The organism is Mesorhizobium subarcticum (assembly GCF_055456085.1).
In genome coordinates, this window is sequence record NZ_CM144237.1 from 314385 (window position 1) to 340273 (window position 25889).

A 25889-nucleotide genomic window follows, 5' to 3' on the forward strand; every position below is an offset into this window, starting at 1 on the left:
CGTGGTGCTACCAGAACCCAACTCACGACGCGGCTGGAGACGGATGATCCCTTTGCCATCGGATGGTTCGGTATCGATTGCTGGACGGTCTCCCCGGCTTGACGTGGAGGCTGTCGAAGTGGTCGTCACCTTGCCGACGTTCAAGCGACCCGAACAAGTGCTGGAAACGCTGGCATCGCTCAGCGCGCAGCGGACCGGCCGGCGCTTTGCCGTCATCGTCATGGAGAACGAAGCCGAGGCGCGTGAAGGCGCCAAAGCGGTGTTGCCGCTGTTCGAGCGCGGCGGTATGCCGGGCATGGTCATCATCGCGCATCAGCGTGGCAATTGCAGCGCCTACAATGCCGGCTGGCAGACAGCGATCCTGCACTTCCCGAACTTCAGGCATCTGCTGGTCATCGACGATGACGAGATCGCCGACCCGCACTGGCTGGAGCGGATGTGCTCGGCTGCGGAAACGCTTGGCGCCGACATTGTTGGCGGCCCGCAGGTGCCCATCTTTGCCGATCCCGCCCATGCGCAATGGGCGCGACATCCCGTCTTTGCGCCGCCCTACCGGGAGACGGGACGGGTGCCGGCGCTCTATTCGTCCGGCAATCTCCTGGTCGGGCGCAACGTGCTGATCGCTATGGGGCCACCTTTCCTCGATCTCAAATTCAATTTCATGGGCGGCGGTGATTCCGACTTTCTCAGCCGCTCGGCGCAGAAGGGCTTTGTGCTCGGCTGGTGCGCCGAGGCCACGGTGCAAGAGACCGTCCCGGCGCGGCGTATCGAAGCCGACTGGATCCGGGCTCGCAGCCTGCGCAACGGCGTGATCTCGACACTGGTCGAGAAGAAGAAGCGTGCCGGCACGCCATTCGCCGGCGCCAAGGTGTTCGCGAAGAGCCTGGCGTTGCTGGCCGCCTCGCCGTTTCGCGGCCTGATCCGGCTGGCGCGGACCGGGTCGCCGGCAATCGCCATCTATCCCGTCCATGTGGCACTGGGCCGCGTGATGGCCGAATTCGGATATGCCAATGAGCAGTATCGTCAGCCTGAGAAAAACTGAGCGCGCCCCGCTCAGCGACGCGTTCACGCGCGATGGCGTGGCGACTGCCATTGCCGCACTGCTGTTCACCGTCATCATGGTGTCGTTCCGGCCGTTCCAGCCGGGCGGTGCCGAGCTCACAGGCGACGGCGGCGACATCGTCAACCAGCTCGGCTTCGGCGCGCTCGGCGGCATTTCGATCTTCTCGCTGATGGCCTTCGCCGATCCGCGCGTCGTGCGCTCAATCCTGAGCCCGTCCTGGGTGCTGATGCTGGGTTTCTTCTTCCTGTCGGTGGTGCTTGCGACCGACCCGCCTTCAGCCATGCGTGCCGCGTCCTTTACCATGATCGGCATCCTGACGATGGCGACGATCCTTGTCTTGCCGCGCGATGCAGAGGCCATCTCCAAGGTCATCATCTTCACCGCTGTGGTGGTCATGGGCCTTTCCTATGTCGGCCTCATCGTCTTTCCACACGAAGCGCTGCACACGGCCGATTCACAGGAGCCCGAACATGCGGGCCTGTGGCGCGGCGTGTTCACCCACAAGAACATCGCCGGCCCGATCATGGCCTGCTTCAGCTTCGCCGGCCTTTACCTCTATCGCCGCGGGCAACGTTGGTGGGGCGCGGCAATCTTTTGCGCGGCGATGATCTTCATGCTGCACACCGGCTCCAAGACGACGGCCGGCCTGGTGCCGTTCTCGATCCTGATTGTGGTGCTGCCGAGCCTGATGGGCATGCGGCTCGGCACGCCGATCCTGTTTGCTCTGGCGATCATCGCCACGGCGGTCGGCACGCTGGGCATCGTCTTCCTGCCACCGGTGAAGCATCTGGCGGCGATCTATTTTCCCGACATGACCTATACCGGCCGCACGACGCTGTGGGAGTTCGCCGGCTCGATGCTGGCGAAGAAGCCATGGACGGGTTACGGCTATGAAAGCTTCTGGGGCACGCCGCTGCTGCTCAACCAGGATCAGCCCTTCGACCGGCCCTGGGACATCCGGACCATCGTGCACGGCCATGACGGCTATCTCGACATCGCCGTGCTGATGGGCATTCCCGCCCTTTGCGTAGCGGTCTATACCTTCCTCATCGCGCCGCTGCGCGACTACATGCGTATCCCGCTGCGCAGGGAAAACATCTTTCTCGGTGACTTCTTCATGATGGTCGTGCTGTTCACCGCGCTCAATGCTTTCCTGGAAAGCTTCTTCTTCCATCGTGGCGACCCTGTCTGGCTGTTCTTCGTGCTCGGTGTGCTTGGCCTGAGGCAAGTGTCGCTGCGGCCGATCGCGGTGCGTGGCTCCGATCGCGATTCGCGATCTTCCCACCCGGCCTGACAGGGCTTCCCCGGCTGGACCTGAACGTCTATGGGAGGGGCCTGCTTTTGGAGGGCTCCAATGACGATCAGGCTTCTTCTCGCCGGCTGCGGCAATATGGGTTACGCCATGCTCTCGGGCTGGTTGAAATCCGGCAAGCTTGCACCGTCGACGGTTTTCGTGGTCGAGCCCAATGCCGATCTGCGCCAGCGGGCCGCCGCACTCGGCTCTGCCATAGCTGCTGATGCCGGCGATATTCCAGGTGACGCCGTGCCTGATCTCGTCGTCATCGCGGTGAAGCCGCAGGTGATCCGCGAGGTAACGGCCGCCTACAAGCGCTTCGGCGATGGGCGCACGACCTTTGTCAGCATCGCCGCCGGCACGCCGGTCTCAACCTTCGAAGAAATCCTAGGCAGTCGCGCGCCGGTTGTGCGCTGCATGCCCAACACGCCTGCTTCTATCGGCAAGGGCATGATGGTGGTGTTTTCCAACCCGCTAGTCTCTGATGATACCAAGCGCTTCGTCGCCGACCTTTTGTCGGCCAGCGGTGAAGTGGCCACCATCGACGATGAGGGCCTGATGGACGCAGTGACCGCTGTGTCGGGATCGGGGCCGGCCTATATCTTCCATTTCATCGAAGCACTGACCGTCGCCGCCGAAAAGGCCGGCCTGCCGACGCCGACCGCCAGGCTGCTCGCCATGCAGACGGTCTACGGTGCAGCCTCGCTCGCCGCCGAAAGCCAGGAGGAACCGAGCGTGCTGCGCCAGCAGGTGACCAGCCCGAACGGCACGACGGCTGCGGCCCTTGCCGTGCTGATGGGCGAGGATCGGCTGACCAATCTGCTCACCGATGCGGTTGAGGCGGCGCGGCTGCGGTCAATCGAGCTGGGGAAATAAGTCTCAACCCGCTCCGTACAGCATCTCGTCCTGCAGCCGGCGCAAGGCGAACAGCCTCGTCGTCGGGTCGGGCGCTGCATTGCCGGCGGTAAGCAACTCGCCTTTCCTGACCGGTTTCAACACCTTGCCGCCCTCGAGCAGGCCGACCGGCACGGCGCGCTGGGCGCGGGCCTCGCCGACGGTCATCGTCCAGGAGCGGTAGCAGGTCTCGCCGATGGCATCGAAGGTTTCGCCGGCGGTCAGGTCACGCTTGGCGACGGCGCATACTTCGGCGACCGGCCGTGGCAGCGGCACCATATCAGGCTTGCCGAACAGCACGATGCGGGCGGCGGTCAGCGGTACTTCCAGCGAGGTCAGATGGTATGGCCGAAACAGGCTGTAGTAGGGACCATGGCCGATATGCAAATCGTCCATGCGCTCGATGATGCGCGGGTGCGTCGCCTCGACGATGACGAAGACACCTGGCGCAACACCCTTGCCGATCGTATAATCGACAACGCCCTTTTTCAACAACAGCCCGCCATCCGCGCGCGGGATCAGCACCTTGACGAGGTCGTCGCGGTCGGCCTTCGGGCCGTGCATGCCGGGCACGTCGGGCACCAGGCCGGTGGCGTTGGCGATGGCGCACATCTCGACCATGGTTTTCGAGCCGTCGACGAACTCGACCAGCATGCGCGGGTTCATGTTGCGGCGGATCGCTTCCTCGCGATAGTCGTCGGGCACGGCGTCATGATTGAGCGGGTTGTTCTTGCCCTTTCCGGCCGAGACGATGGTCAGGCCGAGTGCGGAGGCGAACTCGATCAGCTCCATGCAGCTGGAGGGCTCGTCCCCGGCGCCGACCGAATAGACGACGCCAAGCCGGTCGGCCTGCTGCTTGAGATAACAGCCGATGGTGACGTCGGCCTCGACATTCATCATCACCAGATGCTTGCCATGCTCCATCGCCGACAGGCAGAAATCGGCGGCGACACCAGGTTTGCCGGTGGCGTCGATGACGACGTCGATGAGAGGATTGGTGACCAGCATCTCATTGGAGGTAATGGCGATTTTTCCCGCCTCGATGGCCGCGGTGACTTTCGATGGAGTGTCGGCTTCGACCACCATGGCTTCGTCGCCATAGGCGATACGGATGGCTTCGCGCGCGGTGTGCGGGCGCCGTGTCGAGACGGCGCAAACCGAAATGCCGGGCATCAGCATGCCTTGCGTGACCAGGTCGGTGCCCATTTCGCCAGAGCCAATGACGCCAATGCGGACGGGACGGCCCTCGGCGGCACGCTTGGCGAGATCGCGGGCAAGGCCGGTCAAGGCGACATTGGTCATGCGGGAGATGTCCACAACTTCTTGATTTGCGGCCGGATTAGCAGGGACCGGTCGCGTGTGCCAATGAAACCGCTCGCGGGCGGCGATTCCCGGCGAAAATGCCCCGGGAAAAGCGGCTTCGCCCTGGCCGATTGGCCCAAAGGGTCGCCGATTGACATTGCTGTGAACAGCCCCAATAAAACATTCGTTTGCTGAAAAAGGCAAATGTTCACAGGACGACCGCTCGGAGGGGCATTCGTCTCGCGGCAATCTGGGGAGTGCCTTTGCGCCGAGGTGGCGGCAGAGGCGTTGGATGAGATCAAGGAGCATTGCGAGGCATAGACTCGGGGCTCCAGGGGAGGAAGAATGGATACAATTCTCGCGGGCCTCAAAGGGGCCATCGACACGCTTGGACCGACGATCCTGCTGCCGATCGTCATTTTTATTATTGCCGTGGTTTTGGGCGCCAAGGTCAGCAAGGCTTTTCGCGCCGCAGTCACCATCGGCGTCGCCTTCATCGGCATCAATCTGGTGCTTGGCCTGATGGTCACGTCGATCGGCGACGTTGCCAAGGCTATTGTCACCAACACTGGTATTCACCGCGACATCATCGATGTCGGCTGGCCTTCGGCAGCGGCGATCGCCTTCGGCTCGTCGGTTGGCCTGTGGGTCATTCCGGTCGGCATTCTGGTCAACATCGTGCTGCTGCTGACGCGCATGACGCGAACCCTCAATGTCGACGTCTGGAATTTCTGGCACTTCGCCTTTGTCGGCTCGCTCGTCGTGGCCGCCACCGACAATCTGGCCTATGGCATCGCCGTCGCCGCGCTTGTCGCGGCGCTGTCCTTGCTGTTCGCCGACTGGTCGGCGCGCGCCGTGCAGCAATTCTACGGCGTGCCCGGCATCTCGGTGCCGCATCTCGCTTCGGCGCAGATCCTGCCGATCGCCATTGTGCTCAACTGGATCATGGATCGCATTCCCGGCATCAACCGCATCAACATCAACACCGATACGATCGAGCGCAGGTTCGGCGTGTTCGGCGAGCCTGTCGTGATGGGCCTCATCATCGGCCTCGTCCTTGGCGCGATCGCTTTCTACAATGCGGGTGATCTCAGCGTGGTGCTGGCCAAGGTGCTGGGCACCGGCATGACGCTGGCCGCCGTGATGCTGCTCCTGCCGCGCATGGTGAAGATCCTGATGGAAGGGCTGATCCCGGTTTCCGACGCCGCACAGGAATTCGTGCGCAAGCGCACCGGCGACCGCGAACTTCTCGTCGGTCTCGACTCGGCGATCCTCATCGGCCATCCCGCCGCGATCTCGTCGTCTCTGATCCTGGTGCCGATCGCGATCATCCTGTCCATCATACTGCCCGGCAACCGCGTCATCCTGTTCGCCGACCTCGCGGTCATCCCCTTCATCGTCGCCATGACTGCGCCGCTGGTCAAAGGCAATGTGTTCCGCATGGTGGTGATCGGCACGGTGACGCTGGCCATCGGCTTCTATGTCGCCAACGCACTGGCGCCGCTGTTCACCAGTGCGGCCGTCGCTTCGGGCTTCAAGCTGCCGGCGGACGCGCTGCAGATCACCTCGGTGGTCGACGGCTTCCTGTGGGTGCCCTATGTGATCATCGAAGCCATGGGACTTGGCCTTGCCGGCATCATCGTGATCGCCGTGGTCATCGCAGCCCTGTTCGTCCTCTACCGCCGCAACCCGCTCGGCTGGGAGCGGGCAGCGGGCGCCGAGGACGAGCCGGCCGAAGGCAACGCCTGAACCGTATCGGGCCTTCAATGCAAAACGATCGTGCGCCCCTCCGGGTGCACGATCTGTAACGGAGCAGAACATGTCCGACGGCCTCATGCAGCTTCTGGATCAAGAGGCGATCGTGCTCGGTTCCGATGCCTCGACCAATGAGGAGATCATCCGCATCCTGGCTGGCCGGCTTGAGAGCCTTGGCTATGTCAAAAGCTCCTATGCCGACGCGGTCGTGCGCCGCGAAATGACCATCCCGACAGGGCTGCCGCTGGAACGTGCCGACAATGTCGCGGTGCCGCATACCGACCCGGAGCATGTGCTGAAGCCCGGCATTGCGATGGGCACGCTGAAGCGGCCCGTGACCTTCGCCAACATGGAAGACCCCGACGAGAAGCTGCCTGTCGGCTTCGTCTTCCTGCTTGCCATCAATGACAAGGACAAGCAGATTGAAGCGCTGCAGTCCGTCATGGCCACCATCCAGAATCCAGAGGCATTGGACGGCTTGAGGTCGGCCAGGACGCTTGACGACGTGCGTGCCGTGCTCGGCGGATAACCAAGGAGGAGCAAGAGATGTCCAGACAGAAAACAATTCTCTTTGCCTGCGGCACGGGCATAGCCACCTCGACGGCGGTCAATGTCGCGGTCACCGAGGCGATGAAGAACCGCGGCCTCACCTTCAACGCGCAGCAGGCAAAGGCCACCGAAGTGCCGGGGCTAGCCGACAGCGTCGACTTCATCGTCTCCACCACCCCGATCTCGGCCTCAGTGACCAAGCCGGTCATCAAAGGCCTCGCCTTCCTCACCGGCATCGGCAAGGACAAGGTGCTCGACGAGATCGAAGCGCAGCTGCGCAAGTAGGTCCTGAACGAAGCTGCTCTGGCGGCGGAGTGTGGCCTCAGGCCACCCTGACGTAGCTCGTCATGCCCGATTTCTGGTGCTCGATGATGTGGCAATGCAGCAGCCAGTCGCCGGGATTGTCCGCGACGAAGCCGAGCTGAACCTTCTCGTTGGGCTGGATGAGATAGGTGTCCGAGATCAGCGGCTGAACGGGCAGCGTCGAGGATGACAGCACCTTGAAGCTCATGCCGTGCAGGTGCATTGGATGCGATTGCGGCGTGAGATTCTCCATGTCGATGACATAGCTCTTGCCGAGCTTCAGCTCGGCCAACGGTGCTGTCGGGTCCGGAGTATCGCCCGGCCACGGCACCTTGTTGATCGCCCAGAAGCTGTAGCCGAGTGAACCACAGATACCGTCGCTCGGAACGTTTTCGGCCGTGGCACTGAGTGCCAAGGAGATATGTTGCGCAGCGGTCAGATCCACTTCCGCCACCGGATTCAGTTCCAGTGGCGCAACGTCACGAATGTCTCGCTTGAGGGAGCTGCCGGTCGCGCGTAGGTTTGCCAGGATTTTGGGCTTGGTGCCCCTGACGTCCCGGAGGCTGACGATCGCGCCCTCTTGGTTGGGCATGCGGATGGCAAGCTCCATGCGCTGGCCGGGTCCGAGCAGCAAGGCATCGGGCGAAAAACGCTCCGGCACCGGATTGCCATCCAGCGCCATAACGATCGCCTCCGCACCGTCGACGCGAAAGGCATAGATGCGGGTGACATCGGTGATGGCGACGCGCAGCCGCACCAGCCCGCCGGCCGGCGCGTCATATTGCGGTTGATCAAGCCAGTTGGCGGTGCGCACCGTGCCGTAGGTGCCGGTCCTCGCGGCATCGCGCGGCCGGAACTGGTCGATGAATTGGCCATCGTCGCCAAGACGCCAGTCGCGAAGATTGAGGACGAATTCGGCGTCGAATTTCGGATCGCTGGGGTTCTCGACCACGATCACGCCGGTCAGGCCGTGCCCCATCTGCTCCAGCGTGTTGCAATGCGGGTGATACCAGAAGGTACCGGCGTCCGGCGGGGTGAAGGCGTAGTCGAAATGATCGCCGGTGTAGACGTAAGGTTGGACCAGGAAGGGCACGCCATCCATCTTGTTTGGAACGCGAATGCCGTGCCAGTGGATGGTCGTCGGATCGTCGATGGCATTGACCAGGCGCGCGGCGAACGGCTCACCCTTTTTCATCCGCAGCACCGGCGGCATTCCGGCGTTGCCATAGGTCAGCACATTGTTGGTCGCGCCGACATCCATCAGCTTCGCATGGACTTTCGCCGTCTGCAGCACCAGCGGCTCCGGCGTGGCTGCGGCCAGACTGCCAAGCCTGCCGATCGCGGCAAGTCCGACACCGCTGACACCAGCGACGGCGGCGGTTTTCAAGAGCCTGCGGCGTGTAAACACGGTCATTCAAGCTCCAATTGCGAGGACGAGTACCCGGACTCTACCGCCGCCTTGGATCATGCGCGAGCCGGCGATGCAAATGCCAATGTTGGCACACCGCATCCCGATGCCTCGCAGCCGTTCACAGGAAGCGACGCCGCAAAAGGCGACAGTCGCGGACGGGCAATCGACCGCAAGACGGATCGCTGGCGGACGGCGCGTGACTATTTCGACCGCACCCCATAGGCGGCAAGGAAGGCTTCGACAGAAGCATCGGCATGCCGCTCAAGGTCGGCCTTCGAGCGCGGGTTGCGTCCGGTGAACATGGCTTCGTTCATGGGGATCCAGAGCAGCATTCCGAAGAGATGACTGGCCGCCAAACGGGGATCGCTGGTCTGCAGCAGGCCCCGACTGGTGAGCTTTTGAAAACATGAAGCCACCGAGGCCAGCATGCGCTCAAAGCCTTTTTCGTACCAGCTGCGGCCAAGCTGCGGCATCCGATCCGCATTGGCGATAATCAGACGCCGCAGCTGCAGCAGCTCGTCGTCCATCAGCGTCGTTGTCATGCGTCGGGCGAGCTGCTGCAGGCCGCCCTCCATGAATTTCGCCTCGGAAAGCAGCATGGTGACAGAACTCGACAATGTCGTTGGTCTGGCTGGCGGTCGAACTCGACGACTTCGGTGAAAAGCGTCTCCTTGTCCTTGAAATGCTTGTAGACGGTCTGCTTGGAAGCCCCCGCCTTGGTAGCGATTTCCTCCATGCTGGTTCCGTCATAACCCTTGGCGATGAACGCCGCCGTGGCCGCTTCGATGATTTCCCGATCCTTGCGGGCCGACCTGGTTTCACTATTATTTTCCATAGCGCCCTTCAATCAGTACTAGACGGTACCGTTCCCGCGTGATAGCCATTGCCACAGTACTAGACTGACTAGTACCCGTCAACGAAAGCAAGGTTTGAGCCGATGAGCAAAATGATCTTCCTCAATCTGCCGGTGCGCGATCTGCAAGCGGCTACCAAGTTCTATCTCGCGATCGGCGGCACGCTGAACCCGCAATTCTCGAACGACCAGGCCAGCTCGATCATGTTCTCCGACGCGATCGGGGTCATGTTGCTGACCCATCAGCATTACGGCCAGTTCACAGCCCGCCCGATCGGCGACGCCAAGCGGGACAGCCAGATGCTGATCGCACTTACCGTCGACAGCAAGGACGAGGTCAATGCGGTCATCGAGAAGGGCGTAACGGCAGGCGGCCGCGCCGATCCCAACCCGGCGCAGGACCTCGGCTTCATGTTCAATCGCCACATCGAGGATCCGGACGGTTACGTGTGGGAGTTTTTGTGGATGAATCCCGCCGCGATGCAGTAGGCTGTCTGAGTAAAGCCGCGTGGAAACACTGGCGAAAGGAGCGATTGGCGCTGCCTGTCGCTTCTATGCCGAGCAAGCGGCGACATCGCCACTCAGACGCCACGGCTGCGCATGGTTCTCGACCTGGTCGCGCTCCGCCCAAATGAACATCACTGCCCCCGCGCGCTGCGATAGGCCGCCAATGCCCTGTCCCTCGCCATGGCATGGTCCACAATAGGGCGCGGGTAGTCCCTTCCAAGTGTCAGACCAGACTGCCGCATGACATCGGCCGGCGCCTCCCACGGGCGATGAAGATATTTGTCGGGCAGCTTGGCGAGTTCCGGGACGTATTGGCGGACATAGGTGCCCTTAGGATCAAACTTCTCGCCCTGCAGCACGGGATTGAAGATGCGGAAGTAAGGGGCCGCGTCGGCGCCCGATCCCGCAACCCACTGCCAGCTCGCGGGGTTGCTGGCGGCATCTGCATCGACCAGCGTGTCCCAGAACCATTTCTCACCCTCGCGCCAGTCGATCAGCAGGTCCTTGATCAGGAACGAAGCCGCGATCATGCGGACGCGATTGTGCATATAGCCGGTTTGCCAGAGCTCGCGCAGACCAGCATCGACGATGGGATAGCCGGTCAGTCCATGCTGCCACGCCTTCAGTTCGGCCGCGGCAGCCTGCCATTTGAACGCATCGAATTCCTCGCGGATGTTTTCGCTGTGAAGCTTGGGCAGATTGAACAGGAGATGATAGGAGAACTCGCGCCAGCCGAGTTCCTTCCTGAAGGTGTCGGCATCGCCTGAGCGCTTGCAGCTGACGGCGGCCATGATCTGGAATGGCGTGATCTCGCCATGCGCGAGATGCGGCGAGAGGCAAGACGTAGCGTCCTCGCCGGGAAAGTCGCGGCCCTCGGCATAGCCATCGAGGCGGTCTTCGATAAATGTTTCGAGCTGCTGCCGCGCCCCCTGCTCGCCAGGCTGCCAGCGTTTGGCAAGTCCGCCCGACCAATCCGGATTTTTCGGCAGGAGCCCGAACGCATCGAGCGGATCGGCGTGGAGTTTTCCATTCCAGCCGGCGAGCCTATCCGGCGCATCGACCGGATCGCGATGTTCGAGATCAGCCAGCTTCCGGTAGAATGGCGTGAACACCTTGTAGAAATCGCCCGACTGCGTCCGAAGCCGCGATGGCTCATGCAGCAGGAAACCGTCGAAACTCTCCGCCACGAAGCCATCCTTGCGCAGCTTCGCCATCATGGCCTTGTCGGTTTCGATGTCGGCCGGCGCATAGCGACGGTTCCAGAACACCGAAGCGGCCTTTGTCGTGCCGATGGCGTCGGAGACGATCGTCTCGGTCGAGCCTTGCCGAAGGATAAGTCGCGCGCCCAATGCCTCGATGTCTCGCGCGAGCGCATGAAGCGAATGGTGTAGCCACCAACGGCTGGCACCGCCCTTGCGACGCGTCAGCTTTGCCTCCCCGTCGAGGATGAACAGCGGGACGACAGGCCTGCCAGTCGCGGCGGCCGCCGAAAGAGCGCGGTTATCGCGGACCCGAAGATCGTTGCGAAACAAGACGAGGATCGGGGCTTCACTATCTGTCATGCAGCAGACTCCGGCGCGGTCCATAAGGCGTCCCTGCGGACCGACGCCGACCATACTTTCGATCAAATTAGGTTAAGGTCGTTAAAGGCAAGAGCCGAGTATGCCTTTTAAGGGCGACAAACGCCTACTCCGCCGCCTCGGCTAAGTGCACGGGCACATAGTTGAGGATCGGGCCGAGCCAGCGCTCGACCTCGGCCAAGGGCATGTCCTTGCGACGGGCATAATCCTCGACCTGGTCGCGCTCGACCTTGGCGACGCCGAAATAATAGCTTTCGGGATGCGAGAGATAGATGCCGGACACGGACGAGCCCGGCCACATCGCGTAGCTTTCGGTGAGGCTCACGCCGGCATTGCGCTCGCCATCGAGCAGCCGGAACAATGTCGCCTTCTCGGTGTGGTCCGGCTGCGCCGGGTAGCCGGGTGCCGGGCGGATGCCGCGATAGGGCTCGCCGATCAGTTCGTCCGGCGCTAGCTTCTCGTCGGCCGCGTAGCCCCAGAATTCCTTGCGCACTTTCTCGTGCATATGTTCGGCGAAGGCCTCGGCAAAACGATCGGCCAGCGCCTTGACCATGATCGAGGAATAATCGTCGTTGGCCCGCTCGAAACGCTCTGATATCGCCACTTCCTCGATGCCGGCGGTGACGATAAAGCCGCCGATATAGTCAGACTTGCCGCCATCAGCAGGCGCGACGAAATCCGACAGTGCGACATTGGCCTTGCCGTCGCGCTTGGTCAGCTGCTGGCGCAGCGTGAAGAAGGTCGCCAGCTCCTGCGAGCGCCCCTCGTCCGCGAACAACCTAATGTCGTCGCCGACAGCATTGGCCGGCCAGAAGCCGATGACGCCGCGCGGCGCGAACCATTTTTCCGCGATGATCTTCTTCAGCATCGCCTGCGCATCCTCGAACAGCTGGCGCGCGGCGGGTCCCTGCGCCTCATCCTCGAGGATTTTGGGATAGCGGCCCTTCAACTCCCAAGTCTGGAAGAACGGCGTCCAGTCGATATAGCGGGAGAGCTCCGTCAGGTCCCAGTTCTCGAACACTTTTACGCCGGTGAAGGACGGCTTTGGCGGATCGTAAGCCGACCAGTCGACTTTGTGCGCATTTGCCCTCGCTTTGGCCAGCGGCAGCCGCTGCTTGTCGGCCTCCGAGCGGGCATGCGCGTCGGCGACCTTCTTGTACTCGGCCCGCACCGCGTCGACGTAATCCGCCTTGCTGTCGTTGGACAACAACGCCGAGACCACGCCCACTGCCCGGCTGGCGTCGGTGACGTAGACCGTCTGCCCCTTGCTGTAGCGCGGATGGATTTTCACCGCTGTATGCACGCGGCTGGTCGTCGCGCCGCCGATCAAAAGCGGGATGTCGAAGCCCTCGCGCTCCATTTCGGCGGCCATGTGCACCATCTCATCCAGCGACGGCGTGATCAGGCCGGAAAGCCCAATGATGTCGACATTCTGCTCGCGCGCCGTCTGCAGGATTTTCGCCGCGGGCACCATGACGCCAAGATCGATGATCTCGTAATTGTTGCAGGCCAAAACCACGCCGACGATGTTCTTACCGATGTCATGGACATCGCCCTTCACTGTCGCCATCAGGATTTTTCCAGCCGTCTGGCGCTCGCCATTGTCGATGCCATTGGCGGCGTTGGCTAGCTTTTCCGCCTCCATATGTGGCAGCAGCCCGGCCACCGCCTGCTTCATCACACGCGCCGACTTCACCACTTGCGGCAGGAACATTTTTCCGGCGCCGAACAGGTCGCCGACGACATTCATGCCGGCCATCAGCGGGCCTTCGATGACATGCAGTGGGCGCTCGGCGACGAGCCGCGCTTCCTCGGTGTCGGCGTCGATGAATTCGGTGATGCCGTTGACCAGCGCATGCGAAATCCGCTGCTCGACCGTCCATTCGCGCCAGGCGAGATCGCGCTCCCTGCCCTCCTTGCCGGCTGTGCCCTTGAAGCGCTCGGCTATCTCCAGCATGCGCTCGGTGGCGGTGCCGCCGGCCCTGGGCGCGCGGTTGAGCACGACATCCTCGCAGGCTTCGCGCAGCTCCGGCTCGATCGTGTCATAGACGGCAAGCTGACCGGCATTGACGATGCCCATGTCCATGCCGCGCTGGATGGCATGGTAGAGGAACACCGCGTGCATGGCTTCGCGCACCGGCTCGTTGCCACGGAACGAGAAGGACAAGTTCGACACGCCGCCGGAAATGTGGACATGCGGCAGTGTCGAGGTGATCTCGCCGGTGGCCTCGATGAAATCGACGCCGTAATTGTCATGCTCCTCGATGCCGGTGGCGACGGCGAAAACGTTGGGGTCGAAGACGATGTCCTCGGGCGGGAAGCCTGCCTGTTCGGTGAGCAATTTATAGGCGCGGGTGCAGATCTCGACCTTGCGCGCTTTGGTGTCGGCCTGGCCGGCCTCGTCGAAGGCCATGACGACCACCGCCGCGCCATAGGCGCGCACCAGCCTGGCATGATGCAGGAATGCTTCCTCGCCTTCCTTCATCGAGATGGAATTGACCAGCGGCTTGCCCTGCACGCATTTCAGGCCGGCCTCGATGATGTCCCATTTCGAGGAGTCGACCATGACCGGGACACGCGCGATGTCAGGCTCGGCGGCTATCAGGTTGAGGTACTCGACCATCGCCTTCTTGGAGTCGATCAGTCCCTCATCCATGTTGATGTCGATGATCTGGGCGCCATTGGCGACCTGGTCGCGCGCCACGTCGAGCGCCGGGACATAATCGCCCGCGGTGATCAGTTTTCGGAACTTGGCCGAGCCGGTGACGTTGGTTCGCTCGCCAACATTGACGAAGGGAATTTCGTCAGTCAGCGTGAATGGCTCCAGCCCGGAAAGGCGCATCTTGCGCTCGATCTCGGGAATGGCGCGAGGCGAATATTTTTTCACCGCCTCGGCGATGGCGCGGATGTGCTCCGGCGTCGAGCCACAGCAACCGCCGACGACATTGACCAGCCCTTCCCGCGCAAAATCCTCGATCTGCGCGGCCATGAATTCCGGGCTCTCGTCGTAGCGGCCGAATTCATTGGGCAGGCCGGCATTCGGATAGGCGCAGACAAAGGTGTCGGCGACATCAGATATTTCGGCCAGGTGCGCGCGCATGGCGTTGGCGCCGAGCGCGCAGTTGAGGCCGATGGTGAACGGGCTGGCATGACGCACCGAATGCCAGAAGGCCGTCGGCGTCTGGCCAGACAGGGTGCGGCCGGAAAGATCGGTGATGGTGCCGGAAATCATCACCGGCAGATGCACGCCCTTCTCGATGAAGATCTCGTTGCAGGCGAAGATCGCCGCCTTGGCGTTCAGCGTGTCGAAGATGGTCTCGATCAGGATGATGTCGGCGCCGCCGTCGATCAGGCCGCGCAGCTGCTCGCCATAGGCCAGGCGCAACTCGTCGAAGGTCACGGCGCGGTAGCCGGGATTGTTGACATCAGGCGACATCGAGGCGGTGCGGTTGGTCGGCCCCAGCGCGCCGGCGACGAAACGGCGCTTGCCGTCTTCCTGCTCCGCACGAATGGCGGCGCGTCTGACCAGCCGCGCGCCGTCGCGATTCAGCGCGTAGACGGCATCCTCCATGCCGTAATCGGCCTGGGCGATCGAGGTCGACGAAAAGGTATTGGTCTCGAGAATATCCGCGCCTGCAATGGCGTACTGGTAGTGGATTTCCTCGATCGCGGCGGGCTGCGTCAGGATCAGCAGGTCGTTGTTTCCCTGCTGATGGCAGGCGCAGCCGGCGAAGACCTCGCCGCGAAAATGGTCTTCGTCGAAGCCAAGCCCCTGGATCTGCGTGCCCATGGCGCCGTCAAGAATGAGAATACGTTCGCGCGCCGCCGCGGTGAGCGCCGCAAGCACTTCGGAGCCGTCGGGCTTGGCCGCGACGGGGCCAAACAACGCCAGCGATGCAGAATTCTGCGACATTTTTTATCCCTTTGGCGACAGGCATTATCATGTCACATAAGGATATCTTTATGTCAATATATGCTTCTCGCTAGACGGACTCACGGGCCATTGCAGGTGCCAGAGCAACAGACGTCAAAAACGCCCTTTGCCGGGGCGTCCTCTGCACGTCCACCTGGACACGCAGCGCTCCAGCGTCAGTGCAAGTCGGCCAGCAAGGCTTGTGCCTCGGCAAGGTTCTTCTCGGAGCCGGCGGTGAGATCGTCCATCTTGCGGTCCCTGAAGATGACCAGCGCGTCCTGGCAGGCGGCGATCGCCTCCTGGGCCAGCGCCTTGTCCTTACGGGCGGTGCCCAGATCGGTCAGCACGTCACAAAGGCTGTCTTCGGTGAAGGCGACGGCCGGCACCGAATTGATCTTCTTCTGTACGGCGATCGCCTCGCGCAGGATCGGCACCGCTTCCTCGAAACGGGCGACGTTGTTTTCCGAACGGCCAGCCATCGTCAGGGCATAGCCGACCTCGTTCTGTAGGCTCGCCCAGCGATCGGGATCGCGATCGCGGCCAACCTCGTCGGCCAGCGCCCGGTTGACGGCGATCGCCTCGTCGAACACCGCGGGTTCCGGCGCCTTCTCACCAATCATGCTGAGCACCCTGGCGAAATCGCCTTGCGTGCGCGCCCATTGCTCCGGTGCACGATCACGGGTGCGTACGCCTTGTATACTGCGGTAGATGCCGGCCGAACGCTTCAGCAAGGCGACATCGTTGCGCCAGTATCCCAGCGATGACAGGGCGCTGGCGAGGTTGGACTGATTGCGAACCCAGTCCTCGGCATCCTTGTCGCGGGTCGTCACCGTCAGCGCTGCCTCATAGGCCTGAACGGACTTCGCCATGATGTCCGGATCGGAAGCGGCACTCGCCTGCATCATGCGCACATTGCCGAGATCGCTTTCGACCGAAGCCCACAGCGTGCGGTCCGGCAGCGTGGCATAGACGGCAAGCGCTGCTTCATGCGCGGTCGCCGCCTTCTGGTAGAGCGACGGATCATTGCTCGAACCGGCAAGGTAATAATAGGCGCTGCCGAGATCGTTCTGCAGTTGGGCATGGTCTTGCGGCACGCTGGCAAGATCGTAGAAGGGCAAAGCCGCTTCGAGCGCCGTCACCGACTGGCTGAAATCGGCGCCGTCCTGCACCCGGTCGCCCAGTACCAGGAGAACGTGGCCCAGTCCCCATTGCGTCGCCGCCCAGGCGTCGGGATCGCTGTCGCGGGTCTGCACTTCGAGCGCCGCCCGATAGGCCGTCACCGAGCGTTCAAGCGCTTCGGTCGGGCCGGCGCTGGATTTGCCCAACATGGAAAGCGCCGCGCCCAGCCGGTACTGCGTCTTCGCCCAGTCTTTCGGGGCGTTGTCCTTGGTCCGCACAGTCAGCGCGGCGTTATAGGCGGCGACCGCCTGTTCGAGCACCGCTCTGTCGCCGGCGCGGTCGCCCCAGGTTGACAGCGTGCTGCCGAGACTGTGCTCGATGGAAGCGAACTCGGTGGGCGCGGCTGTAGCCGTGTAAACTTGCGATGCGCTGCGATAGGCGGTTGCCGATTTCTGCAGATAGTCAATTCCCGCATCACGCTCGCCGAGCGAGGCATAGGCGGAGCCCAGATTCTGCTGCAGCGAAGCCCAGTCGAGCGGCAGCTTTTCACGCGGATATTCCGAGAGTGCTGCCTCATAGGCAGACACCGATTTGAGCAACGTCGCCGTGTCGTCCTGCTTTGCACCGAGGCGCTGCAACGCATTGCCAAGCGTCAGTTGGCCGTTGGCCCAGCTTGCCGGCGCATGTTCGCGTGTCCACACGGTGAGGGCCGCTTCCGCGGCTTCGCTCGCATGCTGCAGCGTCGGGATGTCACCATTGATCTCGCCGATCGTCTCCAGCGCCGAGCTCATATTGTTCTGGATCGTCGCCCATTGCGCCGGTGCGCGTTCCCTGGTCATTTCCTCCGTCGCCGACTGGTAGGCGACGACAGACTGCTCGAGCGTCGTGACATCCTTCTCGCGCGAGCCGAGGCGAAACAGCGCCGCTCCGAGATTGACCTCGCTCAACGCCCAGTCGAGCGGCACGCGATCACGGCTGTATTGCGTCAACGCGGCGCGATGCGCCTCGATGGCCGCACGGAAACTGTCGCTGGTCGTCTCGCGCTCACCGAGCTCCGACAGCACGATGCCGAGATTGTTTTGGGTCGCCGCCCACTCAAGCGGAACCTTCTTCGACCCCTGAACCTCAAGCGCCGCACGGAAGGTGGCGACCGCCTTGTCGAGCAACGCTGTGCCGGTCTCGCGCTGACCGAGCCGCCAATACACCGTGCCGAGATTGCCTGACGTGGACGCCCAATCGTCGGGATAGGCCTCGCGGGTGTAGACCGTCAGCGCCTGTTCGAAGGCGGCGGCCGCCTTGTCGAGGTTTTCGCGACCGGCCTCGCGCTCGCCCAGCCTGGAGAGATTGGTGGCAAGATTGTTCTGGGTGGCTGCCCATTTCCGCGGCGTCTTTTCACGCGACACATAGGTCAGGCTCTTTTCATAGGCGGTGACGGCCTGAAGCAGAAATGCGTTGTCGCCGGAAAACGTGCCCTGATTGGAAAGCGCTTCGGCTTCCGCTGCCTTGTAGAACCAGGCGTCCTCGTCGCTCCATTTCTCCGCTTCATCATAGGCCTTGGCGTAGTCCTGTGCGGCCTTCAGATAGTCGAAAGACAGTTCGTAGGTTTTCGCGCTGCTGGCGAAGACTTCCGCAAACTCCAGCCGGCGCGCCTTGAGATCGGCTTCGGCCTTGTCGACCGTGTTTGCCAATTCGCCGACGCGCGCCTTGGCCTGTTCGTGGAATTTCCTGGCGGCATCGAGCGCACCTTCGCGTACCGCCTGGTCGGCCAGTTTCGACAGCCGGACGATCTCCGGGTCCTGGCTCTTCAGGGCCGCCTGCTCGGCCAGCACCTGTTTCAGCCGCTCAGTCTGGCCGCGCAGCAATTTGTCGAGCTCGGCCGGGTCCTTCGGCGTGTCGGTGCCAAGCGTCTTCAGCATGGCATAGAGCGCATCCATAGGCACGCCCCCATCGTGCGAGATGGTTTCGATCTGGCGGCGTTCCGGATCAGGCAGCGTCGAGATGGTGAGCAGCAACTGGCGGCGCTCGGTGAGGATGTCGCCCTCGTCGCCCTTCGGGGCTTCTGCCGGCGTGCCGAAATAGAGCAGCCGGCGCAAGCTCTCATTGACCCACGGCCGCTGCTGGCCGTTGGTCTTGAGGTAGACCTCCTCGCCGATCATGCGCAGCACGGTGCCGAACTCCTCGCCGCCCATCGTGTCGATGTGGCGCAGGATCGCTGCCGCATAGGGGCTGTTTCCGTCGGCTGGGCCGTCGAGCGCCACCTTGCCGGGCTCGGCGGCAAAGCCGATGACCTGGCCGAGGCTGTCGTCGGCCGAGCCGTTGGCCGGCGCGGTGCCCTTCAAGGCGACGACGCTGCGCGCTTCGCCGAGACCGCCGGCGCCGATCGGCTTGCCGCCCTCGCCTGGGTTCAGCTTGAGCAGCGTGCCCGGCGGAAACGGATCGTTGCGGCAGGCATCGAGCAGCAGGATGGTGACCGGCACCTTGGCCTTCAGTTCGGCGACGATCGAGGACAGCGGCACCAGCTTCTCGCCGGCATTGTCGAGCGCCGAGAGATCGGCATCGACAGGGACCAGGAAATTCTCGCCGCCGGCCTCGATGCCATGGCCGGAATAATAGATGACGGCGACATCGGCGCCCTCGGCATCGTCGACGAAACCTTCGAGATCGCGCCGCAATTTGCGTGCATCGCGGTTGGTGGCGACGGTCGTTTCGAAGCCGAGCTTGCCGAACATCGCCTCGATGGCGCGGGCGTCGTTTTCGGGATTGGGCAGTTTGCCGACATGCTTGTAGTCGGACTGGCCGATGATCAGCGCGACGCCTTTCAGCGCCTTCGGCTCCTCGGCATGAGCCGGGACCAGCACGCACAGGCAGAGCACTAGCGCCGCGGCAAACGCCACGCACATGCGCATCCTTTCGACTGTCATTCGCCCAATCCGCATCGCCCACCCCGGAACCCGCAAGATACGATCTTCCCCAGGGAGATGGCATCATGATGGCCGGCGCGTGGCAAGGCTCGGGACGAACGGTGTTCTTGTCGCGAGATACGGCCCCGGCCATCCATATAACGCATTGCATCTCTACGCCGGGCCGAACGGGTGCGTCAGCGGCCTTATTTGAAGCTGGCGATAGGCAGGAACTTGACCGCGGAGCCGGTGAAGCGGCGGTGATCCGACGTCTGTCCCCGCGGCTGGAAACCATCGAGATAGACTTGCTCCGGCGCCGTGCGGATGAAATTGGCGGCAACGACAGGCGCCGTTGTCGGCCCGGTTCCGCCGGCAATGCCGCGACCTGCCTCAACCGGTCGACCTGTCAACACGGCCGGCACAATGACGGCGGTGGTCTCGGGATCGAGACGTGGCTGGACACGGTCGGCCTTCGGGCTGGTCCTGACGCGATCTTCTGACTTCGATGCAGGCACGGCAACTCGCTGGCCGGCCAGTCCATCGAGACCACCGTCAGGGTGATGCATGGCCAGGAGGGCACCGATAGCATCGGCGGATTTGGCTGCTTCCGGCTGACGCGCCGGGCTCGTCTGGCCTTCAGGCCGCCATGTCGGCAAGGGGACGTTGAGCGCCACCATCTCCGGCGCGACGCTCGCTGTAGCGGTGTCCGTCTTGCCCAGGGGTATTTCGGGACTGGCTACCGTTTTCACAATCGGCAGCTCGGCCCGCGCCGTGGACGCGCTGGCTATTGTGAACGGCGCGGTTTGCGGGATCGCAATGCTGGCTGTGGACTCGGCGCGTGGGGCGAAGGCCGGCAAAGGCACGGCCGCGGGCGCCATCGCCATGACGATCGCCTCGGGCGTCTTACTCTTTTGCTCAGCCAGCGGTTCAGCCAGATCGACGGAAACCATCTGAATATCTGCTCGCTGGGCTGTCTCCGGCGGCACGATGGCAATGCCCTGTCCGGCCTGTCTCGGTTCAACCGACTTCGCCGGTTTGCGCGGCGCCGGCACCGCATCCGCGACATCATCCGCCTCGTCCGCGCCGCGGCCCAGAAGCGTCGCCAGCAGGCCACGCGACTTGCGTTGGCCGCCGTCGGCGTTTGCCAGTTCGATGTTGGGCGTGCCGGCCGCCTTGCGCGATTTATAAGCGGCAAACGCCTGTCCGTAACCGGGCAGCGGTTTACCGTCGCTTGGCACATGCAGTGTGTTGCCGTTCGGGAAGACCCTGGCGAGTTCCTGGCGGCTGATGCCCGGCCAGTGCCGCACATTGCCGACGTCCATATGAATGAAAGGCGAACCGGAGGTCGGGTAATAGCCGACGCCACCGCCCTGCATCCTGAGGCCGATATCGCGCAGCTTCTTCAGCGGCACATCCGGCAGGAAGAAATCCATCGCGCGGCCAACCATGTGCTGGCTTTCCCGCGCCACGCCCTTCGAGCGGCCGCGCAGCATGGCGTTCGTCGCTGGCGAGCGATAGGCGCTGACCACTTGGATATAGGCCGTCGAGCCACTGGCCCGATAGGCCTGCCAGACGAGGTCGAGCAGGCGCGGATCCATCCTGGTCGGTTCGTTGCGGCGCCAGTCGCGCAGCATGAAATTGATCTTCTTCAATCCCGCCTGATCGTAGCGGCCATTGCGCTTGAAGACGATCTCGGCCTTCTCGCCCGTATGGAGATGTTGAATCCGCAAAGCGCGCGTCTCGGCGGACGCGCTGGTGACGCACAGGCAAAGCAACGCAACCATGATGGCCGGCAACCATGTCCAATGATGAGAGGCGCCAGGCGCGTTCTGCTCGCTTTCAATCACGTTCATGCCTTGCACATTGTTTCTGTTTCGGGCGATTTGACGTCCTCGCCGGATGTGGAGCCTTCTTTTTGAAGCCCAACCGACAAGGGGCCCGACCTGGCAGGCCTGACCAGAGACGGGCATCCATCCTGTCGATGAACAGCATCTTGGTTAATGAATCGTGTCCGCGCGGGGCCTTGCCGCAGTGCGGTTGGCTGGAATCGACTCAACCGATCGCTTCAACGGAACAGATATTTCGAGACTTCCGGATTGCCGCGCCGCCACATCACATTGTCCAGGAAGTAGTGGTGCACGTTGATGAATATCCAGGCGATGAACAGGAAAAGCGACGAGCCGAGCACCTGTTTGTCGTAGGGAACCAGGTCGATCAGCATCATTGGCACCAGCCAGAAACCCAGCGCTCCAAGAATTGCGCCGACGACGATGAAGGCCAGCACGCGCAGCCTGTAGAGCGGTCCAAGCATGGACAGGATCTTCAATCCCGGCCGCTCGACGGCATCCGCACGGTCGCGCTCGACATTGGTCTGGTAGCGCCAGACCACCGCCAGGTACTGCAAGGAGTGGAGTGCCGGCACCACGAGCAGCCAGAGCGGGTTCAGCGTCACGAACAGGATCCAGGCATAAAGGGACACGATGTAGGCGACGACGCCGTTGTAGGGCAGCGCCCCACCGTGCTTGCGCCAGCGATTGATGAACATCACCGCGGTTGCCGCCGAGGAGGCGGCGGCGATCGACATGGCGATGGTGATGAGCCATGGCGGGACGGCGAAAGTGTAATACTCCAGGCCCCAGAACTGCCTTTCGGTGATCACCACATTCGTCTGCAGCCATGCGAACAGCCACACGGCATAGCCGTTGAACAGCAGCACCTTCTTGTCCTGATCGCTGAAGAATCTGCGCTTCAGCACCGCGTCAACCATCAGCATGCCGTAGCCTTGCTTGACGTAGTGCCAGCCGACGAAAAAGCCCATCGCATTGGTTGCATTGCCGAGCAGCCGGGCGTTCCCCGTCAGCGAGCCATAGGCAAAGAAGGCAATCATGGCCAGCGGGACGACAATGCCCGCGATGACGTATCGGATCTGGAGGCTCCTGCTATAGCCGTCACCGCGCACCTTGCGCGCGAAATTGCGATAGAAGATCTGGTACGAATGACCGAAGTGCGGCTGGTTTATAAGATGCGAGAGCAGGAACATCGTCAGCGTCACTGCGGCTTCGTACCGGAGCGGCAGGAAATACAGCACCGGCAGGATGACAAGCGCGCTGCCACCAAGCATGAAAAAGTCGATGAACGGGCCAAAGAGATATTTTTGCGGCGCGGCCGTGACTGAAATCGGGGCATCCGCCGAAAGGTGAAGTGCCATGTTACCCTCCCCCTGTGATCGTCTATTTACCCTTCGACCTAGGCGCACGGCAAGTGAGGATGCCGCCGCCCTGAGGCAGGGCAGCGGGCGAGGATGGATTACCGGGATCAGCTATATATATATATTTCAATGGATCGGCAGTTGGTTGCCGCAAGCTGTGGCTTTCACTTGGCCGTGAAAAATGTCAGCAAAACTTTACCTTTGTCCCCGACCAAGCAAACAAAGCGGTCTGGCGCTCCGGTTTTGCCGCTTCTAGCGATGTAGGCTTCGCCCAAGATGACCATTTTGATGGGAACGTCGCCAACAGTTGTGTCGGCCTTGCTCATCGCGACGCTCTCCATGTCGATAACGAGGTCGCTGATGTCCTTGGACTTCTCCTGAAGTGCCAACAGTCCGGTGGATTTGCAGGCAGAAATCGCTGGGTCGTCGGCCGTCTGCGCAATGCAGGTTCCGGTCAGCAGCCCCAGAATTACTGACGTCGCAACCACATTTTTAATCGGCATATCGGTTCTCCAAAGGACGAGCTACGCACAACGAAGCGCACCGGAAGGAAAGCCCTGGTCTGGAAATTCGTTCCTCCCAACCATGCAAATGGAACAAGCCGGTGGAAGGATGAGAAGTCGGCAGCGGGCTATGCCCGCGTCGCTGTTTCAAAGGAAATCACGCAGGCTGATTTGTTCCCGACTCGGAAACGCAAGGGGAACACCGTCCCCTAAAATTCCACGAGGTGCCGTGTCGCGCCTTCGTGTGCAGATCAGTGCCGGAAAGAAAAAACGACCGTGCGAGACATGGTTTAGAGAATCTGGTGCTGCGAGAGAGGATTGAACTCTCGACCTCTCCCTTACCAAGGGAGTGCTCTACCACTGAGCTACCGCAGCCGCTGATGGCGGGGCTTCTGCCATATCGAACCGGCAAGCGCAAGGCCAAGTGCAACGCTTCTGTGAAAGCCTTTGCCGGATCGCTTTTAATGACATGGCGGCGCCACAATGTTGGCTATGCCTGAATGGCGTTTGGCCGGTCGCCGGCCGGGACGGGACGATGAGCGACAAGACAAATCCAGTGAAACAGGGCGGCACCGGCCGCAAGGACCGGCTCGCAAAGCAGCTGCGCGCCAATTTGCAGAAGCGCAAGGCGCAGTCGCGTTCGCGCCGCACAGGTGAAGCCGACCAGCGGCCCGACGGGCTCGGCTCGGCAAAGGAAATACAAAAAGATTAACTCAAATCGGCCACTCTTGGACCGGGGTGGGCGAAATCCTATTTCTTGAACCATATTGGCCAATGGTCTAGACGGGCCGATACTCAAACGATTGAACCGGCCTTTTCTGGCCGAGAGGGACGTTCTCTAATGGATCGCATCAGAATTGTCGGGGGCAACAAGCTCTCCGGAAGCATTCCGATTTCGGGCGCCAAAAACGCCGCTTTGCCCTTGATGATCGCCTCGCTTTTGACCGACGACACGCTGACGCTGGAAAACGTGCCGCATCTGGCCGATGTCGAGCAGCTGATCCGCATCCTGGGCAATCACGGCGTCGATTATTCGGTCAATGGCCGCCGCGAGAAGCAGAATGAGGGCTATTCGCGTACTATCAATTTCTCCGCCCGCAACATTGTCGACACCACCGCGCCTTACGAATTGGTGTCGAAGATGCGCGCCTCGTTCTGGGTGATTGGGCCGCTGCTGGCCCGCATGGGCGAGGCCAAGGTATCGCTGCCCGGCGGCTGCGCCATCGGCACGCGCCCGGTCGACCTGTTCCTCGAAGGCCTGCAGGTGCTGGGCGCCGATATCGATGTCGACACCGGCTACGTCATTGCTAAGACCAGGAACGGCCGGCTTGTCGGCAACCGCTACGTGTTCCCGAAAGTCTCGGTCGGCGCCACCCATGTGTTGATGATGGCGGCCTCGCTGGCCAAGGGCGAGACGGTGCTGGAAAACGCCGCCTGCGAGCCCGAGATCGTCAACCTCGCCGAATGCCTCAACGCCATGGGCGCGAAGATTTATGGCGCCGGCACGCCGACCATCACCATCGATGGCGTCGAATCGCTGTCGGGCGCGCGCGTGCGCGTCATCCCAGACCGCATCGAGACCGGCACTTATGCCATGGCCGTCGCCATGACCGGCGGCGACGTCGTGCTCGAAGGCGCACGGCCTGAACTGTTGCAGACCGCACTGGACGTGATTGCGCAGACGGGTGCGGAGATCACGCCGACCAATTCCGGCATCCGCGTCAGGCGCAACGGCGCCGGCATTTCGCCGGTGGACGTGACGACGGCGCCCTTCCCGGCCTTCCCGACCGATCTGCAGGCGCAGTTCATGGGCCTGATGACCATGGCCAAGGGCAAGTCGCGGATCACCGAGACGATCTTCGAAAACCGCTTCATGCATGTGCAGGAACTGGCCCGGCTCGGCGCCCACATCACGCTTTCGGGCCAGACGGCAATCGTTGACGGCGTGCCGAAGCTGAAAGGCGCACCGGTTATGGCGACCGATCTTCGCGCTTCGGTGTCGCTGGTCATCGCCGGCCTCGCGGCCGAAGGCGAGACCACGGTCAACCGCGTCTACCATCTCGACCGCGGCTTCGAGCGGCTGGAAGAAAAGCTGTCCAACTGCGGCGCGGTGATCGAGCGTATTTCGGCGTAACGATCGGACGGCAGCAGCTTCTGATGAAGACTGCCCGTACGGCATTTATCCCCCTGCCAGGACGGTAAACCCGAGGCGATTGCCTCGGGCGGAAGTCGTGTCGCGGTTGCACCGGCCGGAAAGACCGCCTAACAGAAGGCTGAAACCAACCTTAGGCACGAAATCCGCATGGCCCTCAAACTCATCGCACTCGACGACCAGGATCTGAGCATCGTTTCGGCTCATGTCCAGGACGCCGTGCTGAAAGTCAGCGACCTCGAGTACCTGCCTTCGGCCAAGCGTTTCGTGCTGACCATGAACCGTTTCGTCTGGGAGGCCAAATCGGGCCTGTTTCGCCAGCACAATGAGCGGCGCCAGGCCGTGCTGCATTTCGACCGGGTGCTGGGCGCCAAGACTAACGGGATTCCGCGCGACAAGCCGGCCGAAGTGCTATCGCTGCTGGCGATCAGCTTCATCGAGATCAGCAAGCCGGCCGGCATCGTCGAGCTTATCTTTTCAGGCGGCGGCACCATCATGCTCGATGTCGAGTGCATCGAAGCCCGTCTTGCTGACATAGGCGGTGCGTGGGAAGCCACGTCACGGCCCATCCACAAGGGCTGAG

At 62.4% G+C, this 25889-nt stretch carries 20 protein-coding genes and 1 tRNA gene; 10 read left to right on the forward strand and 11 right to left on the reverse strand.

Features of this window, described 5'->3' with window-relative positions; translation table 11 throughout:
* The first annotated feature begins 43 nt into the window (after positions 1-43).
* Genes ACZYHG_RS01495 through proC form a run of 3 tightly spaced genes read left to right on the forward strand, consistent with a single transcriptional unit; the run spans position 44 to position 3233 of the window.
* Complete coding sequence (locus tag ACZYHG_RS01495) at positions 44-1042, forward strand: glycosyltransferase family 2 protein (RefSeq protein ID WP_464612237.1); 999 nt, start codon at positions 44-46, stop codon at positions 1040-1042.
* Positions 1011-2357 carry an O-antigen ligase family protein gene (locus ACZYHG_RS01500; protein ID WP_464612238.1) on the forward strand — a complete coding sequence of 449 codons (1347 nt, stop codon included), beginning with the start codon at positions 1011-1013 and terminating at the stop codon, positions 2355-2357. The genes ACZYHG_RS01495 and ACZYHG_RS01500 overlap by 32 nt, the downstream gene beginning before the upstream one ends.
* A 60-nt stretch (positions 2358-2417) precedes the next feature.
* Entirely contained in the window at positions 2418-3233 is an 816-nt protein-coding gene (gene proC / locus ACZYHG_RS01505; RefSeq protein WP_464612239.1) for a pyrroline-5-carboxylate reductase, read from the forward strand.
* 3 nt (positions 3234-3236) lie between these two features.
* Here the strand turns inward: proC and ACZYHG_RS01510 are convergent, their stop codons facing one another.
* Complete coding sequence (locus ACZYHG_RS01510; RefSeq protein WP_464612240.1) at positions 3237-4553, reverse strand: NAD(P)H-dependent oxidoreductase; 1317 nt, start codon at positions 4551-4553, stop codon at positions 3237-3239.
* 345 nt (positions 4554-4898) lie between these two features.
* Here ACZYHG_RS01510 and ACZYHG_RS01515 point away from each other — a divergent pair, with 345 nt between their 5' ends.
* The 3 genes from ACZYHG_RS01515 to ACZYHG_RS01525 all read left to right on the forward strand — a co-directional run bounded on the left by ACZYHG_RS01515 (position 4899) and on the right by ACZYHG_RS01525 (position 7142).
* A complete protein-coding gene (locus ACZYHG_RS01515; protein WP_464612241.1) occupies positions 4899-6302 on the forward strand; it encodes a PTS galactitol transporter subunit IIC in 1404 nt (467 codons plus the stop codon).
* Positions 6303-6372: 70 nt separating this feature from the next.
* Positions 6373-6837 carry a PTS sugar transporter subunit IIA gene (locus ACZYHG_RS01520; RefSeq protein ID WP_464612242.1) on the forward strand — a complete coding sequence of 155 codons (465 nt, stop codon included), beginning with the start codon at positions 6373-6375 and terminating at the stop codon, positions 6835-6837.
* Between the two features lie 17 nt (positions 6838-6854).
* Complete coding sequence (locus tag ACZYHG_RS01525; RefSeq protein ID WP_464612243.1) at positions 6855-7142, forward strand: PTS sugar transporter subunit IIB; 288 nt, start codon at positions 6855-6857, stop codon at positions 7140-7142.
* Between the two features lie 37 nt (positions 7143-7179).
* Here ACZYHG_RS01525 and ACZYHG_RS01530 read toward each other — a convergent pair whose 3' ends face one another.
* From ACZYHG_RS01530 to ACZYHG_RS01540, 3 genes are all read right to left on the reverse strand, one after another.
* The gene (locus ACZYHG_RS01530; RefSeq protein WP_464612244.1) at positions 7180-8574 is read right to left on the reverse strand and encodes a multicopper oxidase family protein; all 1395 of its coding nucleotides are present in this window, start codon (positions 8572-8574) and stop codon (positions 7180-7182) included.
* Between the two features lie 197 nt (positions 8575-8771).
* Positions 8772-9146, reverse strand: a complete 375-nt coding sequence (locus ACZYHG_RS01535; protein WP_464612245.1) for a TetR/AcrR family transcriptional regulator C-terminal domain-containing protein — start codon at positions 9144-9146, stop codon at positions 8772-8774.
* Complete coding sequence (locus tag ACZYHG_RS01540; RefSeq protein ID WP_464614853.1) at positions 9110-9406, reverse strand: TetR/AcrR family transcriptional regulator; 297 nt, start codon at positions 9404-9406, stop codon at positions 9110-9112. The genes ACZYHG_RS01535 and ACZYHG_RS01540 overlap by 37 nt, the downstream gene beginning before the upstream one ends.
* Before the next feature lie 102 nt (positions 9407-9508).
* Between ACZYHG_RS01540 and ACZYHG_RS01545 the strand changes: the two genes are divergently transcribed.
* A complete protein-coding gene (locus ACZYHG_RS01545; protein WP_464612246.1) occupies positions 9509-9913 on the forward strand; it encodes a VOC family protein in 405 nt (134 codons plus the stop codon).
* A gap of 149 nt (positions 9914-10062) precedes the next feature.
* Here ACZYHG_RS01545 and ACZYHG_RS01550 read toward each other — a convergent pair whose 3' ends face one another.
* From ACZYHG_RS01550 to ACZYHG_RS01580, 7 genes are all read right to left on the reverse strand, one after another.
* Positions 10063-11493: a cryptochrome/photolyase family protein gene (locus ACZYHG_RS01550; protein WP_464612247.1), complete on the reverse strand. Its 1431-nt coding sequence runs from the start codon at positions 11491-11493 to the stop codon at positions 10063-10065.
* 124 nt (positions 11494-11617) lie between these two features.
* Positions 11618-15424 (reverse strand): methionine synthase, encoded by a 3807-nt coding sequence (gene metH, locus ACZYHG_RS01555; protein ID WP_464612248.1) that lies wholly within the window; start codon positions 15422-15424, stop codon positions 11618-11620.
* Between the two features lie 176 nt (positions 15425-15600).
* On the reverse strand, positions 15601-19464 hold the full coding sequence (locus ACZYHG_RS01560; RefSeq protein ID WP_464612249.1) for a caspase family protein: 3864 nt from the start codon (positions 19462-19464) through the stop codon (positions 15601-15603).
* A 185-nt stretch (positions 19465-19649) separates the two neighbouring features.
* Positions 19650-21296, reverse strand: a complete 1647-nt coding sequence (locus tag ACZYHG_RS01565; protein WP_464612250.1) for a peptidoglycan L,D-endopeptidase MepK — start codon at positions 21294-21296, stop codon at positions 19650-19652.
* A gap of 212 nt (positions 21297-21508) precedes the next feature.
* Positions 21509-22651 carry a hypothetical protein gene (locus tag ACZYHG_RS01570; protein ID WP_464612251.1) on the reverse strand — a complete coding sequence of 381 codons (1143 nt, stop codon included), beginning with the start codon at positions 22649-22651 and terminating at the stop codon, positions 21509-21511.
* A gap of 164 nt (positions 22652-22815) precedes the next feature.
* Positions 22816-23154: a hypothetical protein gene (locus tag ACZYHG_RS01575; protein ID WP_464612252.1), complete on the reverse strand. Its 339-nt coding sequence runs from the start codon at positions 23152-23154 to the stop codon at positions 22816-22818.
* Between the two features lie 300 nt (positions 23155-23454).
* Positions 23455-23529: transfer RNA gene (locus ACZYHG_RS01580), tRNA-Thr, on the reverse strand.
* 160 nt (positions 23530-23689) lie between these two features.
* Here ACZYHG_RS01580 and ACZYHG_RS01585 point away from each other — a divergent pair.
* The 3 genes from ACZYHG_RS01585 to ACZYHG_RS01595 all read left to right on the forward strand — a co-directional run bounded on the left by ACZYHG_RS01585 (position 23690) and on the right by ACZYHG_RS01595 (position 25888).
* Positions 23690-23866 (forward strand): hypothetical protein, encoded by a 177-nt coding sequence (locus ACZYHG_RS01585; RefSeq protein WP_464612253.1) that lies wholly within the window; start codon positions 23690-23692, stop codon positions 23864-23866.
* A 129-nt stretch (positions 23867-23995) separates the two neighbouring features.
* On the forward strand, positions 23996-25288 hold the full coding sequence (gene murA, locus ACZYHG_RS01590; protein WP_464612254.1) for a UDP-N-acetylglucosamine 1-carboxyvinyltransferase: 1293 nt from the start codon (positions 23996-23998) through the stop codon (positions 25286-25288).
* A gap of 168 nt (positions 25289-25456) precedes the next feature.
* A complete protein-coding gene (locus ACZYHG_RS01595; RefSeq protein ID WP_027062862.1) occupies positions 25457-25888 on the forward strand; it encodes a DUF2948 family protein in 432 nt (143 codons plus the stop codon).
* The last annotated feature ends 1 nt before the right edge of the window (position 25889 follow it).